This is a genomic window from Ahrensia marina (assembly GCF_001293565.1).
Taxonomy (GTDB): domain Bacteria; phylum Pseudomonadota; class Alphaproteobacteria; order Rhizobiales; family Rhizobiaceae; genus Ahrensia; species Ahrensia marina.
Genome location: NZ_JXMU01000001.1, coordinates 128,304 through 148,796, shown reverse-complemented (window position 1 = coordinate 148,796; position 20,493 = coordinate 128,304). Strand labels below are relative to the sequence as shown.

Annotated in this window: 17 protein-coding genes; 6 read left to right on the top strand and 11 right to left on the bottom strand. The window is 50.3% G+C overall.

Features of this window, described 5'->3' with window-relative positions:
• Positions 1 to 145 precede the first annotated feature (145 nt).
• The 5 genes from SU32_RS00670 to SU32_RS00650 are packed head-to-tail and all read left to right on the top strand — an operon-like array spanning position 146 to position 5,951.
• The gene (locus tag SU32_RS00670) at positions 146 to 1,612 is read left to right on the top strand and encodes a UbiA family prenyltransferase (RefSeq protein ID WP_053997389.1); all 1,467 of its coding nucleotides are present in this window, start codon (positions 146 to 148) and stop codon (positions 1,610 to 1,612) included.
• The gene (locus SU32_RS00665) at positions 1,605 to 2,966 is read left to right on the top strand and encodes an FAD-binding oxidoreductase (RefSeq protein WP_053997388.1); all 1,362 of its coding nucleotides are present in this window, start codon (positions 1,605 to 1,607) and stop codon (positions 2,964 to 2,966) included. The genes SU32_RS00670 and SU32_RS00665 overlap by 8 nt, the downstream gene beginning before the upstream one ends.
• Before the next feature lie 29 nt (positions 2,967 to 2,995).
• Positions 2,996 to 3,418, top strand: coding sequence for a DMT family transporter (locus SU32_RS00660; protein WP_053997387.1), 423 nt, complete (start codon positions 2,996 to 2,998; stop codon positions 3,416 to 3,418).
• On the top strand, positions 3,415 to 4,428 hold the full coding sequence (locus SU32_RS00655) for an NAD-dependent epimerase/dehydratase family protein (RefSeq protein ID WP_053997386.1): 1,014 nt from the start codon (positions 3,415 to 3,417) through the stop codon (positions 4,426 to 4,428). Before SU32_RS00660 ends, SU32_RS00655 begins: the two co-directional genes overlap by 4 nt.
• Before the next feature lie 8 nt (positions 4,429 to 4,436).
• Positions 4,437 to 5,951, top strand: coding sequence for an aspartate aminotransferase family protein (locus SU32_RS00650; RefSeq protein WP_053997385.1), 1,515 nt, complete (start codon positions 4,437 to 4,439; stop codon positions 5,949 to 5,951).
• Positions 5,952 to 5,967: 16 nt separating this feature from the next.
• Here the strand turns inward: SU32_RS00650 and SU32_RS00645 are convergent, their stop codons facing one another.
• Together SU32_RS00645 and SU32_RS00640 are read right to left on the bottom strand one after the other, a co-directional pair.
• Positions 5,968 to 7,623 (bottom strand): hypothetical protein, encoded by a 1,656-nt coding sequence (locus tag SU32_RS00645; RefSeq protein ID WP_144420984.1) that lies wholly within the window; start codon positions 7,621 to 7,623, stop codon positions 5,968 to 5,970.
• A gap of 117 nt (positions 7,624 to 7,740) precedes the next feature.
• The gene (locus tag SU32_RS00640; RefSeq protein ID WP_053997383.1) at positions 7,741 to 10,302 is read right to left on the bottom strand and encodes a GcvT family protein; all 2,562 of its coding nucleotides are present in this window, start codon (positions 10,300 to 10,302) and stop codon (positions 7,741 to 7,743) included.
• Between the two features lie 178 nt (positions 10,303 to 10,480).
• Between SU32_RS00640 and SU32_RS00635 the strand changes: the two genes are divergently transcribed.
• Positions 10,481 to 11,140 (top strand): ABC transporter permease, encoded by a 660-nt coding sequence (locus SU32_RS00635; RefSeq protein ID WP_053997382.1) that lies wholly within the window; start codon positions 10,481 to 10,483, stop codon positions 11,138 to 11,140.
• On the opposite strand, the gene SU32_RS00630 is transcribed toward SU32_RS00635, so the two are convergent.
• The 9 genes from SU32_RS00630 to SU32_RS00590 form a co-directional block, all read right to left on the bottom strand.
• The gene (locus SU32_RS00630; protein WP_053997381.1) at positions 11,137 to 11,949 is read right to left on the bottom strand and encodes an ABC transporter substrate-binding protein; all 813 of its coding nucleotides are present in this window, start codon (positions 11,947 to 11,949) and stop codon (positions 11,137 to 11,139) included. The genes SU32_RS00635 and SU32_RS00630 overlap by 4 nt on opposite strands.
• A 9-nt stretch (positions 11,950 to 11,958) precedes the next feature.
• Positions 11,959 to 12,975: a GlxA family transcriptional regulator gene (locus tag SU32_RS00625; RefSeq protein ID WP_082376285.1), complete on the bottom strand. Its 1,017-nt coding sequence runs from the start codon at positions 12,973 to 12,975 to the stop codon at positions 11,959 to 11,961.
• Positions 12,976 to 13,131: 156 nt separating this feature from the next.
• Complete coding sequence (locus SU32_RS00620) at positions 13,132 to 14,313, bottom strand: MFS transporter (protein ID WP_053997380.1); 1,182 nt, start codon at positions 14,311 to 14,313, stop codon at positions 13,132 to 13,134.
• 44 nt (positions 14,314 to 14,357) lie between these two features.
• Positions 14,358 to 16,391 carry an ASKHA domain-containing protein gene (locus SU32_RS00615; protein WP_053997379.1) on the bottom strand — a complete coding sequence of 678 codons (2,034 nt, stop codon included), beginning with the start codon at positions 16,389 to 16,391 and terminating at the stop codon, positions 14,358 to 14,360.
• 141 nt (positions 16,392 to 16,532) lie between these two features.
• On the bottom strand, positions 16,533 to 17,603 hold the full coding sequence (locus SU32_RS00610) for a methyltetrahydrofolate cobalamin methyltransferase (RefSeq protein ID WP_053997378.1): 1,071 nt from the start codon (positions 17,601 to 17,603) through the stop codon (positions 16,533 to 16,535).
• A 51-nt stretch (positions 17,604 to 17,654) separates the two neighbouring features.
• Entirely contained in the window at positions 17,655 to 18,746 is a 1,092-nt protein-coding gene (locus SU32_RS00605; protein ID WP_053997377.1) for a methylenetetrahydrofolate reductase, read from the bottom strand.
• Positions 18,743 to 19,312, bottom strand: a complete 570-nt coding sequence (locus SU32_RS00600) for a methylenetetrahydrofolate reductase C-terminal domain-containing protein (RefSeq protein WP_053997376.1) — start codon at positions 19,310 to 19,312, stop codon at positions 18,743 to 18,745. The genes SU32_RS00605 and SU32_RS00600 overlap by 4 nt, the downstream gene beginning before the upstream one ends.
• A 6-nt stretch (positions 19,313 to 19,318) precedes the next feature.
• Positions 19,319 to 19,621 (bottom strand): virulence factor, encoded by a 303-nt coding sequence (locus SU32_RS00595; protein ID WP_053997375.1) that lies wholly within the window; start codon positions 19,619 to 19,621, stop codon positions 19,319 to 19,321.
• A 139-nt stretch (positions 19,622 to 19,760) separates the two neighbouring features.
• Positions 19,761 to 20,393 carry an exopolysaccharide biosynthesis protein gene (locus SU32_RS00590; protein WP_211097645.1) on the bottom strand — a complete coding sequence of 211 codons (633 nt, stop codon included), beginning with the start codon at positions 20,391 to 20,393 and terminating at the stop codon, positions 19,761 to 19,763.
• Between the last annotated feature and the right edge of the window lie 100 nt (positions 20,394 to 20,493).

Sequence of the window (20,493 nt, the reverse complement as noted above, 5' to 3'; positions counted from 1 at the left end):
TTTGACCCTAAGTAACCGGCGGTTAACGATACTGCCGGTTTTTGCTTAATTTTCGAGCATTTTCTACTCTGCTTCACTCATCCTTACCAATTGTCTGCCATGTTCGCCCCATCTTGATGATGAGACACTGGGCTAGACGACTAAGATGGATGCAAAAACCGACAATCAATCAATTCCACTCGCTATCGATCTGGACGGCACGCTAATTGCCGCAGATTTGTTGTGGGAGTGCTTGTTTATACTCATTCGCCGCAATGCATTCTTCCTGTTTATGGTTCCCTATTGGGTCGCCATTGGCGGTAAAGTCCGCCTCAAGCAGGAAGTGTTTTCGCGCGTTGATGTTGATCCTAAAGAGCTACCGTATCGCGAAGAAGTGCTTAACTACATTCGCGCGGAAAAAAGCCAAGGGCGCAAGATTGTTCTTGCTACAGCAAGCGCGCAGCATATTGCCGAAAAAATTGCCGAAGAGCTTGGTTTGTTTGATGTCGTCATCGGTTCGACGTCAAAGGTCAACTTGAAGTCGAAGGACAAAACAGCACGCCTCGTCAAAGAGTATGGTGATGGCGGTTTTGATTATATGGGTAATAGCCGCGATGATTTGGCAGTGTTTGACGCTGCGCGCAAATCAATTGTTGTTGCACCTGACAAACATGCGCGCCGCTGGGGAGCAACCAACAGCGCGGAAACATTGGTGGACAGCGGACCGGTCAAGCTTAAAGAATATCTTAAAATGCTGCGGGTTCACCAGTGGGCAAAGAATGTTCTTATTGCGGTTGCGCCAATTCTGGATCACCGGATATTTGATTTAACGATGCTATTATATGTCGTTGGCGCATTCTTTGCGTTTTCGTTCTTGGCTTCGTCTGTTTATATTTTCAATGATCTGTTTGATCTGGCGATCGATAGAACGCACGCTACGAAGCGCAAAAGACCTCTTGCATCCGGACGGATTGATCCTGCGACGGGGATAAAGATAGCGCTCTGTCTGATTGGCCTGTCAATCTTCATCACGGCAATGCTGCCTGCGATGTTTGCGATCGTTCTTGCTGTCTATTTCATTGCGACAACGGCCTATTCGCTAAAGGTGAAACGCTGGCTGCTGCTTGATGTGCTGACGCTTGCCGGCCTTTACACCATTCGTGTGGTTGCCGGTGCCGCTGTCACTTACACGCCTGCATCCTTCTGGTTGCTTGCATTCTCAATCTTCTTCTTCCTGTCTCTGGCTTTGGTCAAACGCTATGTGGAACTTGATCAGGCAAGCATTAAGGAAAAAGAGCGCCTTTCGGGCCGTGGTTACCGGCCGGAAGACAAGTCGATCATTGCTCAAAGCGGCATAGCGTCGGCTTTCGCATCGATCCTCGTTCTGGCGCTTTATATTCAGTCAGATGCGATCTTCGAACTTTATGAATATCCGTTCCTGATCTGGCCTTTATGCCCGCTGGTTCTCTACATCATTATGCGCGTATGGATTTTGGCCAACCGCCGCGAGTTTTATGACGATCCGGTTGTATTCATTATTTCGGACTGGCGCAGCCAGATTATGATCGGGCTTGGCGCATGTCTGATGCTCTTTGCCGGACTGATCAAAACAGGCGGGTTACCTTTTGGATAAGCAGTTCGACAGTTTTGGCAGACTGGATAACCGCAACCGCCACCATGTAAGCAGTGCTGTGGCTGTGCGCGATATTCAAAATGCATCATCTGACCGGTATTTGCCTTTTGGCAACGGGCGATCCTACGGTGACAGCTGCCACAATAATAAAGGCGTTCTCGCTGACATGCGCGGCCAGAACAACATCATTTCCTTTGACAGGAAAACCGGGCTGTTAACAGCGGAGCCGGGCGTGTTCCTGCACGAAATTATTGACTATTGCGCGCCTTCCGGCTGGTTTTTACCGGTGACACCGGGCACGCGATTTGTCACGCTTGGCGGCGCGGTCGCCAATGATGTGCATGGAAAAAACCACCATGTGCGTGGTACTTTTGGCAGCCATGTCGAAGCCCTTACCCTTGTGCGCTCTGACGGCGTTCACCGGCTGACACCGGATGATTTGACGGGCCTGTTTCAGGCGACGATTGGTGGCATGGGGCTCACCGGCATGATTGCGCGTGTCACATTACGCATGATGAAAGTGTCATCACTGGACGTGACGGAAAAGCTGACGCCGTTTCAAACATTGGATGAGTATTTTGCGCAGGCCGAACAAGCTGATGCCGATAATGAATATGCGGTGGCATGGCTGGACCAGCTTTCCGGCGAGCGCGGGATTTTGATGACAGCCAATCATGCCGACAATGGCAATTTTGACACCGGCTCTCATACGGCGAAATTGAAGGTGCCGTTTAACCTGCCTTTCAATGCGCTCAATCATTTAAGTTTGAAGGCATTCAACACTGCTTTTTATCTGGCGAAGAAGCGCAAGAGCGGTCAGGTTTTGACCTCCAACTATCAAGGCTTTTTCTACCCGCTGGATGCGGTTGAAAACTGGAACCGGTTATATGGCCCGCGCGGATTATTCCAGCATCAAAGCGCTATTCCGGCGGACCGCGCTATCGATACAATTCGCCTTATGCTCTATGCCAGTCAACGCGCAGGGCAGGCATCGTTTCTGACAGTGCTCAAAAGGTTCGGTGCGATCAAATCTCCGGGGCTGCTGAGTTTTCCTCAGCCCGGTTACACGTTGACACTTGATTTTCCCAATCGCGGCGAAAAAACGCTGGCGCTGCTTGCCGAACTTGATCGGTTGACCGTTCAGGCGGGCGGACGTGTGAACCCTTATAAAGATGCACGCATGAGCGCAGAAACCTTTGCGGCCTCTTTTCCTAACTGGGAAAGGTTGGAAGCACACCGTGATCCAAAGATTATGTCTGATTTCTGGCGGCGAACAGCACAAAAATTGCCCAAAAACGGGATTGCAAACAATTCTAACGATTTAATTCAACCGTCTGAAACCCCTTCTGTTTAACATCTGACTTAGGGGAATAGGGAAGACAAATGAAATACATTATTTTCATATTATTTACGGTTGCGACAAACGCTGCCGCCCAGTTGATGCTCAAGCAGGGTATGACCACGCTTTCGCCTTCTGTTCTGGCGCAGGAAAACATCATTTTGAAACTCCTGATGGTGGTATTTTCACCTTGGGTTTTCTTTGGGTTGGCAACATTTGTGATCTCAATGGCCAGCCATATGTTTGTGCTGTCCAAGGTCGATTTGTCTTTTGCTTATCCGTTTTTGTCTCTGGCTTATGTGCTGGTGGCAGTGCTTGCCTGGCAATTATTTGGCGAAGAACTTGGCGCCTACAAGATTGCCGGCATTATATTTATCTGTATCGGCACGGTGCTCATTGCGCAGTCGGGATCGCCGGTGCAGGACCCAACAATTTCTCAAACGACAACTGAAGAGTATCACTCATGAAACACGTCATTTTTGGCGGCGACGGCTTTGTCGGTCGCTATCTAGCAAAAGACCTTGTTGAGCGCGGCGAAAAAGTTCTTGTTGCCGATATCAATAAGACCGACCTTGCACATTATAAAAAAGCTGAATTTGTGCATTGCGATGTAACGAACTCCGCGTCTGTTTCGGATGTAAAGATTGCCAAAGGTGACATGGTTTATAACATGTCCGCGATGATGCTTTCACCGATTCAAAAGCGGATTGACCGTTATCCGTTTTTCTATCCGGTCAACACATTCGGTGCTGCCAATATTATGGCGCATACCTATGCGTCCGGCGGGCGTAAACTGGTGCAGTACACAACGGATATGGTGTACGGCAAAACAGTTCAAACGCCTCAGGATGAAAAGCACCCGATTGAGCCGATTGGCCATTATGGCGCATCCAAAGCCGCGACAGAAAAAATTGCCGATAGCTGGCGCGAGAAGGGCATGAATATCACGATCATTCGCCCGCGTTTGATCATTGGCCCTGGACGTCTTGGTATTTTGGGCAAGTTGTTCAAGCTGATTGATATGGGGCTGCCTGTTCCGATGATTGGTTCGGGTAAAAACCCGTATCAGTTTATCTCGGTGTTTGACTGTGCTGACGCTGCGCGTCTGGCTTGGGAGCATGGCGTGCCTAACAAAGCCTATAATATCGGTTCGGATAATCCGCCGCCGGTGAAAGAGCTTCTGGGCGATTTGATCAAGTCCGCCGGTTCAAAATCTATTTTGATCCCGACACCTGGCTTTGCGGTTAAATGGACACTGGCAACGCTTGATTGGCTGAACGTCCCGCTTATGGACCCTGAACAATATATGATCGCGGATGAATATTGTGTGCGTGATACAAGTGCGATCAAGGCCGACTTTGGCTGGACGCCGAAATATCGTGACGAAGACATGCTCAAGGATGCTTACGCGGAATACCGCAGAGCCGTTGATGCAGGTGTTAATGTGGGTAACTCAACCGTTGTTGCTGCGGAATAGGAACGAAAATGCTTGATTTTTTAAAGTCTAAAAAGCCGGTAGAGGCACGTAAAACTGTTGCGGCGCCATCTGTTGTTACACCTGTGCTGGGTCCGGTCTCCAAACCGGATTTGCTTTCGGTGGAAGATGCCAAGGCTATGAGCGTTGAAAAGATGACTGATCTTTTCAAGACGCATTACAATCCGGGTCAATTGCATTTCATGAAGCTTCTGGGCTTTCATAAAATCAAGATCGAGCGCGCTGAAGGCATGTTCTACTATGATCAGAACGGCCGTGCGATATTGGACTTTTTTGGTGGTTTCGGTTCGCTCGCCATGGGCCACAATAATCCGCGCATTATTGCAGCGCGCAAGAAGTTTCAGGACGAACAACGTCATGAAATCGCAATGGCTTTCATGAGCCAATATGCAACTGCGCTGGCACATAATATCGCGGCGGTGTCGCCTGGCGATCTTGATATGGTATTCCTTGGATCATCCGGTTCCGAAGCTATGGAAGCGGCACTGAAAGTGTGTGAACGCGCTGCCGGACCGGACCGCTCGATGGTTCTCTTTGCGGAAAACTCTTTCCACGGCAAAACCAAAGGCGTTTTGTCCTATACGGACGGCCCGCTTTATAAGGGCGAGTTCAAGCTGCTGGAAAATGGTGTCAAAGTACCGTTTGGCGACATTGATGCGATTGAAGCGGCATTTAAAGCGCACCCTGAAATCGGAACCGTGTGCCTGGAGACAATTCAGGGCGGCGGCGGCATCAACACGGCACCTGCCGAATTCTGGCAGAAGCTTCGCGCATTATGCGACAAATATGACGTGCTTTGGCTTGCCGATGAAGTGCAGTGCGGTGTTGGCCGAACAGGGCGCTTCTATGCCTTTGAACATTATGGTGTTGTGCCGGATGTAACAGCAATCGCGAAATCGCTTGGTGGCGGCAAATGCGCGATGGCGGCTATGATTGCACGCACTGAAATCTACATGAAAGCTTACGGTACGCCGAAAACCGCACTCATCCATGCGGCGGCGACATTCGGCGGGATTGGCGAAGGCTGTATCACCGCGATGGAAACCATCAATGCGCTTTATGAGGATAACCTTATCAACAATGCGGCTGAAACCGGCGCATATCTTAAATCCGAGCTTGAGCGCTTGCAGGCAAAATATCCCGACATCATCAAAGATGTGCGCGGGCAGGGACTTATGGTTGGTCTTGAATTCCAGGATTTTAGCCAGACATTGCCTGCGGTGATGCGTCCGGCGGTTGCAATGCTCGATGACAAGCTGAAAGGATCGCTATCCGGATTTATGGGCGCATTGTTACTGCGTGATCATGATGTGTTGGTCGCCTTTACCGAGTACAACCGCAATGTGGTGCGTCTGTTACCACCGCTTGTGTGTACGAAAGAGAATGTCGATCAGCTTATTGGCGCGATGGACAAAATGATGAGCAAGGGCGTTGTGATGATCGTCAAAGACTTCATAGCCGCGCAAGTCATCGAAAAGAAAGCCAAAGGCAATAAAGCTGCCTAAGGCTTTTCAAACAGCACTACCAGTCGGCTTGTAGTCGGGGATGAATAAGGGCGGTATGACACTGTGATAGCGCCACTTCTTTATGATCGACGAGAGCCGGCCCGTAAATATCTGACAGCATTCTAATATTCGACGTGTAAGGGCATTGTGGCACCAGAATGATGTCTGTGTCTGCAAGTGCTTCCGCTTCACCCTCCCGCAGTTTTGTCACAATACGGGTCGGGTCTGCGCCGATTGCAACATGTTTGGGTGCTTCCTTATCTAGCAGATAGGCAAATGGATTGGTGAAATCCATGTTCATGATTGTTTTATATTCGAGACCCTCGGCTTCTTTTTTCAGTAAGGCAGTGACAGCCATATCCGCATTTCTTGCCCAAGCCGCCTGAAAGGCAAAGTCTTGGAAAAGGACAAATTCGGGTAGCTGGCCCAGTTCGACATAATGCATCATCGCTTCGGGATAGTTTTGCCAGTGCTGCCTGATTTCGGTTTCGCGCTCTACCAAAAAATCACGAACAAGTACGTCGCCCATTGATTTCAGGTTCTCATGTTCGAGGGGTGCTTGCTTTAGGGCGGTAACGGTTGCACGGGCCGCGTGCTGTGTTGTTTGAACAATTGGCGGTAACGCTGCTGCCGCGCCCAGAAGCAATAATACGCCAACCATTGGTGGTGCAATTGTGCTCTTTAAAACGATAAACATCGCGTACACAATTACCGGAATGACGAAGATCAATTCTTGGCCGCCTGTGTTCTGACTTTCAAAGAAAACACCGGCAGCAAGCGCAACAAAAATCCAGATTGCCGGATGATCAAGCCGCTGCCATTTTGCGGCAAACAGCAATAGCAGTCCGGCAAGGGCCGCAGGCGCACATACGCCGAATGTTCTGGCCCCGCCCTGCAACAGGCGGCCGATAAGTCCGCCCTCATTGCTTGTGACGAGTTCAAAAATATCACGCAGATAGGCGGAAATTATCCCGGTTGTCAGTTCTGTAATTGCCAAGATGATCGCGGAAATAATAATGGCAATAATTGTCGAGCGAATTGAAATTTTACCGCAGAGCAAAGCATAAGCGCAGAACAGACCAGCTGCGAGAAAGGCTGTGATTTTTATGGAGAATAAAGCGGTCATCGCCAGACCAATGACAACGCCTTGCAGCCATGTTTGACGCATGAACAAAAGTGCTGCTGCCACCACGTAAATTAATTGACTGCCCTGACGGTTGTAGATGGCAAAGCCGTCATAACCTGGATACGAGTAATATTCAGTCGTGTTGAATGGCACGATTGTAAAAAAGGCAAAACCCAGAACCACCAATAATGTTGTGACGGCATTGGTTTTCAAACTGTCCCAAGTGACAACTGCCATTAAGGGAACTGTCACAAATATCAGTGCCCAGGAAGCCGCGAGCATGGGCTGGCTCTCAGGGAGTACCAATCGCAGCCAGTAAAATAAATAATATCCCAGAGCGCCGACAGGCGGGAAAAAGTCGACATTGGGAAGCTGTCCCGTCGCAATCCGGTTTTGTGCATCAAGGTATAAATAGCTATCCCAATAAAACGCTCCAATCGGAATTTTGACCGGCAACGAAAAGACCAAGATGGGGAATAAAACGCATAGCGCAAGCAATGCCCAACTCGCGATTACGTAATATTTGCTTTGTTCAGAAGTTGCCAATTTGATCACAGATTTATACCGGTTATTTCACAAGCCATGACAGCCGCCAGTTGTAACTGGCGGCTTTACCTGCAGGTGATCATATTATGGTTAATAAATCTGAAAATTCGCCGTTGTTTAGCTGCGGGGTTTGAGGTTTTCAGGATCGTAAAGCGGCTCGTAACCAACGCCTGCAACAGACATCGGAAATTCTTCGCCCATATAATCAATCAGCAGCTCGGTACCTTTTTGCGCATAATCATGCGGCAGGTAAGCAAGAGCAATGTTTTTGCCAATTGTAGGACCGAAAGCCATTGAGGTTGTAAAAGAGCGACGCCCCAGTTCATCAACCAAGGTTTGCTTGGTATCCTTGTCTAGAACCGGACATATGCCAACCGGATATCGTGCCACGCCGTGACTGTCCGTATTGTCATCGACAATTAGTGTGCAAAGCGTTGCAGGCTGATGGTCACGGGCGCGGATATCAAGATAGGCCTGCTTGCCGCGGAAATCTGCTTCCTTAACCTTCGGGCGGGCAAGATCAGCTTCAATCAAATTGTATTCGGTCAGCAGATCGGCATTTTGCAAACGCAGCGATTTTTCCATGCGGCGTGTATTGGCATAGGTTTCCACACCGAAGGGCATAACATCAGCGGCACGGATGGCATCCCACACGGCCAAACCGTCCTCATATTTCATATGCAGTTCCCAACCTTGTTCTCCGACATAGGAAAGGCGCAGGGCAGTGACAGATTTTCCGGCAATCTCAATCTGGCGCAGCGAAGCAAATGGTGCATTTTCCTCACTGAGCGCATCAGGATCACTGATGATTTTTTGTAATGTTTCGCGCGCATTCGGTCCCCAAACACCTATGGTGGTATATTGTTCGGACACGTCTTCAATTGTCACATCAAAGCCCTTGTCTTCGGCCAACCTGCGCAAATAATGATAGTCGCGGGGACCAGCATCGGCGCCGTCGATCACGCGGCAGCGGTCAGCCATGCGGATAACGGTAAGGTCTGCAGCAACACCGCCAAGATCATCAAGAAAATGCGTGTAAATGCCTTTGCCGATCATGTTGTCGCCACCGATTTTGGCAACGCAGGCATATTCCATCAATGCAACACGGTCCGGACCTGAAACATCAAACATGGCAAAATGAGATAGATTGACCATGCCCACATTGTCACTCATCTCAAGATGTTCGGCGTTGGAAACGCGCCAGAAGTGGCGGTTGTCCCACTCATTCTCACGCACGGGCACTTTATCTGCCCATTTATCAAGCAAATGTTCATTTGACGCATAGCCATGCGCACGCTCCCAGCCGCCAAGCTCCATGAAATAGCCGCCAAGCTCGACTTCGCGTTCATAAAACGGTGATCGGCGGATACCGCGGCCGCCTGCAAAAGGCTCACGCGGATGAACCGCAGGATTGTAGATTTTCATCGCTGTTTCTGTGCAGCGCGCTTCAATGTACTCTTCTGTTGTCTGGAACGGATAGAAACGGGCGTAATCAATGGCGTTGTGATCGATTACCGTGCGTCCATCGGTCATCCAGTCAACAAGCAGTTTGGCCATGCCCGGACCGTCTTTTACCCAAATGGCAACCGCGTACCATAGGCCGCGCACTTTCTGGCTTTCGCCCATAGAAGGGCCGCCATCGGTGGTTACCTGCAAAAGCCCGTTAAAGGAGTGGTTTTCATTATAGCCAAGCTCGCCCAGAATAGGGGTCAACTCCATTGCCCGCTCCAAAGGCTCCATGATTTGTTCAATCGGCAGATCACGCTGTGAGGGCGACAGACGCGCTTCATGCTTTTCAAGAATATCACGCGGATGGCAAAGACGGGGTTCTTTTTCCTCGTAGTAACCCCATTCAATCTGGCCGCCTTCAGGCGTTTTTGGATCGCCGGTATCGCGCATATAGGCTGAATTGCCCTGATCGCGAAGAAGCGGGTAGCCAATGTCTTTTCCGGTGCCTTCAAATTCCGTATATGGACCAAAGAAGGTGAGGGGGTGATCAACCGGCATGACCGGCAAGTCTTCACCGACCATATTGGCGATCAGGCGCCCCCATAGACCTGCGCAGACAATAACCTTGTCAGCCATGATTGTGCCGCGCTCGGTCTTGACGCCTTTGATGTGACCATTTTCAACAATTAGATCAAGCGCTGACGTATTGGCAAAGCTCTTTAGCTTTCCGGTTGCGACAGCTTCGTCGACGAGTTCACCGGCTACAGTTTGCGAGCGCGGCGCGACAAGGCCCGCATCAGGATCCCATAGGGCACCTTGAATCTGATCTTCTTCCAGTAGTGGAAATTTCTCTTTGGCTTCAGCGGCGGAAATCATTGTTGCACGGGTGCCGAAGGCTTTGCCGGATGCGACCTTTCTTTTCAGTTCCATCATGCGGTCATCATCACCGACACGTGCAACCTCCAGACCGCCAACCTTTTCGTAACGGCCACGCTTTGAAAAGAAATCAATGGAATAAAGCGTTGTCCAGCAGGTTAAAAAGTCGTGCGCTGTCGCATAACAAAAGTCGGATGCGTGGGACGTCGAGCCGATATCTGTCGGAATGGCGGATTTATCGATACCGACAATATCATCCCAGCCGCGTTCGATCAGATGGTGGGCAATGGACGCGCCGACTATGCCGCCCAAACCGACGATCACTACTTTTGCCTGTGCCGGAAATGCAGCCATGACAGCCTCCCCAATGTTTGTTGTCCGCATTGCGTGCCGCGCCGGCCATGATAAACAAAGCCATAAAAACACGCGGTTTATTCCAATTTGATTTATCCCTAAATCTTTCCGGAATTCCTGTTCTTAATGCGACAAGTTTTTGCGTGAACTATGAAGCGCAATCAGCTAGATCAACGTCATGCATATTTCTGCCGAGATTATTGATATTTTATTTTTGTCGTTGCGGGTCAGTATTTTAGCCTCGCTGATCGGCCTTGCCATTGGTGCGCCGATGGGCGCCTATATATCTACGCTGAACGGAAAAGTTCAAACGGTCTGGCTAACGGTTTTCAGCGCGCTTCTTGCGGTTCCCACTGTGGTTGTGGGCTTGGTCGTTTATCTGCTGCTATCGCGTTCAGGTCCGCTGGGCTGGCTGAATATTTTGTTCACGCCGACTGCCATCGTGATCGCGCAGGTTTTAATCACCGTGCCGGTGATCACCGTTTTTGTTCACCGCGCCTGTACTGCCGCCTGGAATGAGGTTGGCGATGCTTTGCGCCTTGATATTGCGCGGCGGTGGCGGCGCATGTGGGAAATTGGCAAGATTGCCAAAGCGGGCCTTGTGACCGCATTTCTTGTCGCGTTCGGCCGCGCTATTTCAGAGGTTGGCGCGGTGATGATCGTTGGCGGCAATATTCGCGGCGAAACACGGGTGATGACAACCGCGATTACTTTAGAGACAAGGCAGGGCAATTTCTCCATTGCCGTATGGCTTGGTATCATTCTGGTTTTATTGTCTTTTTCGGTAACCGTCATTACGTTTCTGGTCACGCGTGAGCGCAATAAATCCAAAATTTAATCGCCATCGATAAAGAACATTTGCTTGCCGTCTATATCAAACGCGCGGATGGCTTGCTTGCCTTCCTCACTCGTCAACCATTCATGCCAGGACTGGGCAAAACGGGCTTCTGCTTCCGGTATCAATGTGTTTGTGACAAGGATGCTTGAATAGGGATTGTACAATGGGGGATCGCGCTCGAACACAATCACATGGTCTGCCTTGCTGGCAAATTTTGTCCAAGTTGCCCGATCCGCCAATGTGTAGCCGCCAATTTGCGTCGTGGTGATAATTGTCTGGCCCATACCGCTGCCGGCTTCGCGGTACCATGGGCCGAAGTCCGCAACGGTAAAGCCTGCATTTTTCCATTCGCGCAGTTCTTTGCGGTGGGTGCCGCTGTCATCGCCGCGTGAGATAAAGGTCGCACCGTTTTCAACAATCGCGCTAAGCGCTTCTTTGGTTGTTTTAGCCTCTTTGAGTTTGGCAGGGTCGCTGCTCGGACCGATAAGTATGAAATCGTTATACATAACATCGCGGCGGTCTTTGCCGTGGCCTTCACTGACAAATTTATCTTCGCCAATCCGATCGTGGGTTAAAAGTGCGGCGGCATCTCCGCGTCGACCCATGGCAAGAGCCTGGCCGGTACCGATGGCAACAACTTTGACATTAATACCTGTTTTTGCTGTGAATTTTGGAATTATGGTATCAAGCAAACCAGAATTTTCAGTTGACGTTGTTGTTGCCAAAACGAAGGATTTTTCGGCGCTTTGCGCTGGAGAAATGGCAAGGAAAAGCCCCAGTAGACCCGCTATAAAGTGTCTTCTGTTCATATTTATCTTTCAAGCTACGAGTAGTTGTTTGCGTTCAGCGCGTTCCTGCTGTGGTGATTTGGCATAAAGTTCGCGGTAACATTTGGAAAAGTGCGAGGCTGAAACAAAGCCGCATGCGATCGCAATTTCAACAACGGGCAGGCCGGATTGCAGAAGCAAGTGGCGCGCTCTATCAAGCCTGATTTCCAAATAATAGCGTGCCGGAGAGCGGCCCATTTCATGACGGAAAAGACGCTCGATCTGCCTGCGTGACAGGCCGACATGATCGGCAATTTCCAGCAATGACAATGGCTCGGAAAGGTTGGCTTCCATCAATTCGATAATGGCCAGAACGCGGGCGTTTTGCACGCCAAGGCGCGCGCGAAGCGGTAGCCGTTGGCGGTCGCTGGCCGCGCGAACGCGGTCCGTCAGCATTTGTTCGCAAATGCGGTTGACCAGATCATCACCGAAATCTTCAAGAATTAACGACAACATCATATCCAGCGCCGCCGTACCGCCTGCGCAGGTGTAAATGTTTGAATCGACTTCAAACAGATCGGCGTAAACATCAGCTTTTGGAAACTTTTCTTGAAATCCCGGTAGATTTTCCCAATGAATGGCGCATCTTTTGCCGCTTAAAAGACCTGCTGCTGCAATGACATAGGCAGCCGTGCACAAACCACCAATTGCGATGCCCCGCGCATATTCTTCACGCACGAGACCCATGACCGATTTTGTCGCATATTTTTCAACATTGGTGCCGCCACAGATCAGAAAAAGGGTCGGCCTGCTGGAAGCGCTCAAGAGTTTGCGTTCTTCTTCAATTGACGTTTTCGTGGTAATTTCGACGCCATTGGAAGCCGCAATTGTGCCGCCTAACTCACACGAAAGTCGCCAGCTATAGGCATCATAGCCCAGCATACGGTTGGCAGAGCGCAAGGCTTCAACCGCTGATGTGAAGGCAATCATTGTAAATTCGGGCAACAGATAAAACACGACATTGCGCCGGTATGCTACCGAATTTGATTGGGCCTCGCTCATGGCCATCATCCCTCAATTAATACCCAATTCTGGGGCGTTAACTCCACCCTCAAAGCAAATCATCAAACATGCTGTTTTAGCAAGAGAAATTTGATTTGCAGGTCATAATTTCCAGCGGCAAATTTCAATTTTGCCAAAGATGGTTTTAGTGTTTGCGCGCTCTTAAGCCGGACGATACCAGTTCCTGAGGTGGCTGCAAAATGCGTGAGCGCAAATAGCAAGGATGTAACTCAGGCAGGCGATGGTCAGCATGCCACTTTGATCGAATGTGCCGATTGCAGCGGCAAGGATGGGTGTGCCAAACAAATTGCCAAGATTGCCTGTCTGGACAAGCAAGCCATTGGCTTTCGAACGGTCTTCAATCGTCTCATTTAGCTGCGGAACAGCGGCAAAAGTTGCGCCTTGGACGAGGCCCAGTCCGATATATATTAATATCGCCATTGAAGCGTTGATGCCGGTGAAAAACATCGCGATTGAGACGGCGAAAGCGAATGCGAAGCCGACCATAACAACGCTCACCGCACTCATTATACGCAAAAGGAATGTGCCGAGTGTAAGAGAGGCGATAATACTGGTTATGGGCATTGCGCCGATGACGAACAGTTTTTGATCATCGGGAATGAATTGCGGAAGCAGCGTCATCATTGCTACGAATGTCAGCGTATAAAATGCCCAGCCAATGGCAGGGGCAGCAATAAAGGGCGAGCGATAAGCCTCAATATGCGCGGTCAAAAAGTTGGTGTCCGGCGCGGGTTTTTCTTTGACTGGTAAATTTGCACGCGGGTTGGGCATGCAAACGAAAAGCACAGCGCCCATCACCAGCATATATATGCCGTGATAAAGGAATAATTGATCAAAACCGCCATTGCTGAGTATGGCAGGCGAGATAACAGACATCGCGGCAAATGCGACACCGAAAAAAGTGCCCCAAAGGGTCATCGCATAGGTGCGAAGATTGTCAGACGCATAGCTTGCGATGAGGGTCGGCGCTGCAACAGTGATCGCCAGATGCGATATGCCCTCAATGGCGCGCAGGGCTATCATACCCCAGAACGGCAGCAGAAAAACCTGCAAAAAAGACGTTATCGCACCGAGAAAAAGGCCGAAAATCAAGAGTTTTCGATTGCCGTATTTGGCACCCATGACGCCGGCATAAAGTCCGAAAACAACACCAAGCAAACTAACGGTCGACAACAGGAAGCCGGAGCGGACATCATTTTCAGCATAATAGGTGCTGATTTCGGAAAAGATGATCGTGATCTTGGCGAACTGTGCTGCCGCGCCGAGGCCCGCGAACCAGATTGCAAGAATCAAAATGACCGGATTGATGCGTTTGAATAACATGAATTCAGCTTTAGCCTATCTGCCGGTTCATGAAAGATACAAAATCAAGCGCGGCGTCTTCTTCCACCAGATCTACGCGGTCGTGTCTGCTCGTTGTTGTCGTCGGCCCCTTTTTTGCGCTCGGGCAGATTGACAACTTTGCCAAGCTTTTCGAAACGGTCGACCTTGTTAGGCAAAGCCATTGCATTGATGAAATGCTCTTGGAATTTGGGCTCCAAAGCTGTTTCGACTTTTTCGATCTCGCGGACGGTTTTTTCAATTTCACGCCGGTAATCGCGATTGACGAGCGCCATTCGCGCACCGGTACCGGCGGCATTGCCCACGGCTTTTACATTTTCGATTTCGCAGTCGGGAATGAGGCCCAAAACCATTGCGTATTTAGGGTCGATAAATGAACCGAATGCACCGGCAAAGCGAATCTGATTAACTTGTGTGATGTTTTGCTTATCCATTAAAAGCTTGATGCCTGCATAAAGCGCGGCTTTTGCCAATTGGATAGCGCGTACATCGTTTTGCGAGATAATAATTTTCTGCGCGCCATCATGCAGCATGTAAGAAAATGTGCGCCCGTTTTCCTGTACGCGGCTGGAGCGTCCGGCAAGCGATCCGTCAACAACACCATCTTCCGAAATAATGCCTGCCAAAAACATCTCAGCAACAACTTCAATAATACCGGAACCACAAATACCGGTGATGCCTGTTTTTTCAACGCTTTTGGTAAAGCCTTCTTCATCAGACCATAATTCCGAGCCAATAACGCGGAACTTGGGTTCCAGCGTTGCAGGGTCGATACGGACACGTTCAATCGCCCCCGGTGCCGCGCGTTGACCGCCTGAAATTTCAGCCCCTTCAAATGCAGGACCGGTAGGCGAGGAGGCTGCAACCGTCTGTTCTTTATTGCCCAGCACGATTTCCGCATTGGTGCCGACATCCACCATTAGCATGATATCATCAGAGCGGTGAGGGCCTTCTGCCAATGTCGCGGCTGCGGCATCGGCGCCAACATGTCCGGCAATGCACGGGATCATATAAACGCGCGCACCTTCATTGGCTTCAAGATCGAGCTCTTTTGCGGACGTATGAACGGCACCGGAAACGGCAAGTGCAAAAGGCGCACCGCCAAGCTCAGTTGGATCAATCCCCAAGAACAGATGATGCATAACAGGATTGCCAACAAACACCATGTCGAGAATATCTTCGCGGTGAATGCTGGCCGTGTCACAAACTTCGCCGATCAGCTCATTGAGCGTTTTGCGTACTGCATCTGTCATCGCGCCGCGCCCTTCCGGATTCATCATCACATAGGAGACGCGGCTCATGAGATCTTCACCGAAACGGATTTGCGGGTTTGACGCGCCGGCTGACGCGATTACCGCACCGGAAAGCAAAGATACCAGATGCAGGGCAATCGTGGTTGAGCCAATATCACAGGCGATGCCGTAAGCTTCATTTTTAAGTTCCGGCCAAAGTGCGATCAGGGTCGGCGCTGATGTTTCGGCATCCTTATGTATGGCAGCGGTGGCTGTCCAATTGCCTTGGCGCAATGTCTTTTGCACATGCGGCAGGATGTGGTGGGCGACCTCGATACTCTCATATTGCCAGTCTTTTTCCAGCGATACTTTGAGGCGATCAAGGTCACCAAGCGGTTTGTGCATGTCCGGTTCTTCAACCTCAACATAGCAAAGTTGAACAGCAGGTTTGCGGTCGAAAATCTTATTGTCAGCAGCTTTGCGCACAACTTGCGCGTTGACCTGCACATCAAGCGGAATGTCGACGACAAGATCGCCCTCAATCGTTGAAGAACAGGAGAGGCGGCGACCTTCCTTCAGGTCCCGTTTTTCTGCGTAACGCTTTTCCTTTGCACCGAATTCAGAAATGTTTTCTGCTTTGGATTCGATGCCGTGTTTGGAAAAATGTCCTGTCTGAACTTCCACCTGACAGCGGCCGCAAATTCCGCGTCCGCCGCAAACCGATTCCACATAAACGCCAAGCTCGCGCGCAGCTTCCAGCACGTTTGTGCCTTTGGCAAAGCGTCCGCGTCTGCCCGATGGTGTGAAAACGACGAGGTGGTCAGTCAAAATGTGTCCTATGCTGAAACTGATTCATTAAATTTCGCAACAGAAACCAAAATAGTTGCGCCGACATAAACAATTATTGACGTCGCTAAGGCCAATAATGGAATATTCATTTGTCTGGCATTTCTTGCTTGTTTGAGCAAATCAGCGCCGCGAGCGGCGGCCCTCACGGCGACCACGTCCACCAGCAGCTGCAGCATCAGGATCTTTGTTAAAGTTAATCCATGCAGCGCCGCCATCATCCTGATTAAGCAGGAAATTCGCAGCACGAATGGCCTCCATTTCTTTACCCGGGCGCGGTTTTGTCGATCCCATGCCAAACATTTTCACAAATGTTTCGTCGTCCATTTCCGGCAAAATGATGCCAGCCGCTTCAACAAGCGCGCGTTTTTCTGCAATCTTCTTGGGGCCGACTGGAAGTGCAACGGGGTTCATGATCGCTGATGTCATGCCAGCAGCATATGCCATAGGCAGGAACGCATTGTTGATACCATGGCGGTTCGGCAGGCCAAATGATATGTTGGATGCACCACAGGTCGTGTTAACGCCAAGCTCTTCACGTAAGCGGCGCACGAGCGTGAATACTTGGTGTCCTGCTGTCGCCATAGCGCCGATTGGCATAACAAGGGGATCGACCACAATGTCATGCGCGGGAATGCCAAAGTCTGCAGCGCGTTCAACAATTTTCTTTGCAACAGCAAAGCGCACTTCAGGATCCTCTGATATGCCCGTGTCATCATTTGAGATTGCGACAACCGGCACATCATATTTCTTCACCAGAGGCAAAACCATTTCCAGGCGTTCTTCTTCGCCGGTCACAGAGTTTAGCAATGGGCGACCTTTTGCGGTCTTCAATCCGTTTTCCAGTGCGCCCGGAACAGATGAATCAATGCACAATGGGCAGTCTGTTACCGCCTGCACATGCTCAATCAACTGCTGCATTAGAATCGGTTCAACAAAATTGTTGTCGGCATAACGCGCATCAGTCGCCATTTTGCCGGAAAATACGGCACCGGAATTGACGTCGAGAATAGTTGCGCCAGCAGCAACTTGCGCAATTGCGTCTGCTTCAACGCGACTAAAGTCACCATCTTCAAGCTCTTGATTCAGGATTTTGCGGCCAGTCGGATTAATCCGTTCGCCGATAACGCAGAAGGGCTGATCAAATCCAATGATTGTTTCTTTTGTTGCAGATGCGACGATCGTGCGTGTCATTATAGTCTCCCAAAGATATAAAGAATTGTTTATATCGTTATGTGGTTGTGATCAAGTGTTGCTGGCGGCATTTTCAGCCATCTCAGCGGGAATTTGTTTTTGCTCGTCGACGAGTTCTTCCATGCGTTCAGCAACGATTGCTGAATCTGCCAGCGGTTCGCGTTTCCACGGCTGTCGTCCTTTTAGAACGCCTGAATCATGAACAATTTCAGCCACGAATTCTTCTTGCCGGTAAGCCATAACATGAACGCCCGATACACCTTCAATCTCTTTTATCTCCTGCATGATTTCAATGCACAGGCGTTTGCCCTCGGCTTTTTGTTTTTCGGCTCCTTCAAGGCGTTTGATAATGTGATCGGGAATATGAACGCCGGGCACATTGGAACGCATCCAGCGCGCTGTTTTTGCTGACGCAAGCGGGCCGACACCCGCCATAATGAAACATTGCTCATTGAGGCCCATATCAACAACGCGCTTCATATATTCGCGGAACATGGGCACATCATAGCAATATTGGCTTTGGACGAATTGCGCGCCAGCTTCAATTTTCTTCTTGAGGCGCATCGGGCGGAAATCATAAGGCGGTGCGAAAGGATTGATCGCCGCGCCCAAAAATACATTGGGCGGATAGGTGATCTTGCGGCCAGACAAGAAGCGCTCGTCATCGCGCATGGAACGTGCGGTTTCGAGCAATGACATACAGTCTAAATCAAAAACAGGTTTTGCACCGGGCTGGTCGCCTGCCTGCACACCGTCGCCGGTCAGGCACAGGATATTTTGAACGCCCATTGCCGACGCGCCCAGAATGTCGCCTTGAATGGCAATGCGGTTTTTATCGCGGCAGGCAATTTGTAGGATAGGCGCGTATCCCATGCGGGTCAGCAGGGCGCATATGGCAACAGAGGACATATGGCAGTTTGCGCCGGAGGCATCGACAGCATTGATACCGTCTACCCAACCTTCAAAAATAGATGCACGTTCATAGACTTCGTTAGGATCGGCGCTGTCAGGCGGGTTTAGTTCCGATGTGACGGCAAATTCGCCGCGCCGAAGCACACGTTCCAGCCGTCCGCGTGAAGAATGTCCCGGTAGCGGATCAAGTGGTGCGCCAGCATCAAGCGGGTTAGTATCGACCGGATTCATGATTTGACGCTTTCTTTTTCCTGCGCTGCTTCAGCGGTGACCCGAAGCCATGACGATGTTTCGCGAAGTGACTGGTCGACCGGCTTTTGCACGGCCATTATCTTGTCGGTGCCCGTTTGCATTTTGCTGGCACCGCTCCACGCCTGAACCCACACACAGGGCATGTCCGGTTCGACTTCGCAATTGCCATTGGCGCGAACGCCGCCACACGGGCCGTTACGCAATTGTTTAGGGCAGTTCATGGGGCAGGACATGCCGGTGGACGACAAAGCACACTGGCCGCACATGCGGCAGTCAAACAAAAGTCCTTTTACCTGCCGCTCGACAAAGGTGACCGGCTTTTCCGCTCGGTGATAGCCAACGGCTTTCCAAAAAGGATGGAGAAACAGAAACAGATTGGCGAATTTTTCATAAAACCATTCAAAGAAACGGGCATGACGCACAACCCAAAGGCGGATTGTGAAGCTGCGCTGTTTGCGCCTGTGCGGGCTGACATTGGCGGGCTGAAAATCGGACTTGGCATTCGTCCGTCGCAGTTTTGAAGTCCACGTTTCCAGTCTCGCCATATTGCCTCAGCTTTCTTTGCCTTCACCTTTGACCAGAGCCACAAGGCGATCCTTATCATATGCTGTCTCGATCTCGGTGGCAGCAGCCTCGGCTTCTGCTTCCAGATCATCGCCAACAGGGACAGGGTCCGACTTTCGCCATTCAGCCAGATATGCATCGGAATCCTTGGCGCCAACGCGCATTGCGCACATGTCAATCGCTTCGGTAAAACGTAGCGATAGTTCGCGCTTTGCGACATTGCGACGGCCTGCTTTCACAATTACCTGTGCAGGAATATCACGCCAATATACGATGATCTTGTCGGCCAAAATCAGTACCTCCAGTTGAAATTTGAATGAATGTATCGGTGTCAGCTTGTTGCATGACGACGAGCGAAGATCAAAAAACGACAGTGCTTCTTTTGAATGATCACCAGATATTTACGGGTTGCCGGAGGTATTTGGCCTTCTAGCCGCCGATTATCCATGTCACGCCGAAATGGATCGCTATGACCATGGCGATAAGCACCGCGATTGATATTGTCCCCAGTGCCACACCAACGAACAATAGACGACCGTCACGCTCGGAAAGGGCTGCACCGCAGATGGCGCAGGCAAATGCAGGAAACCAATTGCCAAGCGGCACGGGCAGAACAACAGCGATACCCAATATCAATGCCCAAACGCCGATAATTTTTTCGGCGCTTTTCACATCCGGAAACGGCCAGGCGCGGGGTTTTACAAAGCCCTCAAGCTTTTCAAGCGCGGGTATTATCTTTGTAGAGAGCTTTTCAAAGGCTTTCTTGCTCAATGATTGCTTGAGGAAAAACTCCGGAAGCCAGACGGTTTTGCGTCCCAAAACCATTTGCATGGCTACGATAACAATCGGTATGCCCAATACAATTGTCGAGCCGGGCGGGAAGGGCAGCATATTGATAAGGCAGGTAATGATGAGGAATGCGGCGAATGACCTGCCTGCAAGCGCTTCGCGGATGCAGCGGATTGTCACTTTTGAGTCGCCTTCACGGGCGGCAAGAGCACGCAAAACGGCAGATAGTGGACGTGGATGATACTCATCACTTACCGACTCTACCGTACTCATTGTTTCATCCGTTTGCTGTAACATAACTGCCCGCACTACATCGCCATTAGGCGCATTCATGTGTCGCTTTTATGAATACACGTAATTTGCAACTAAATTA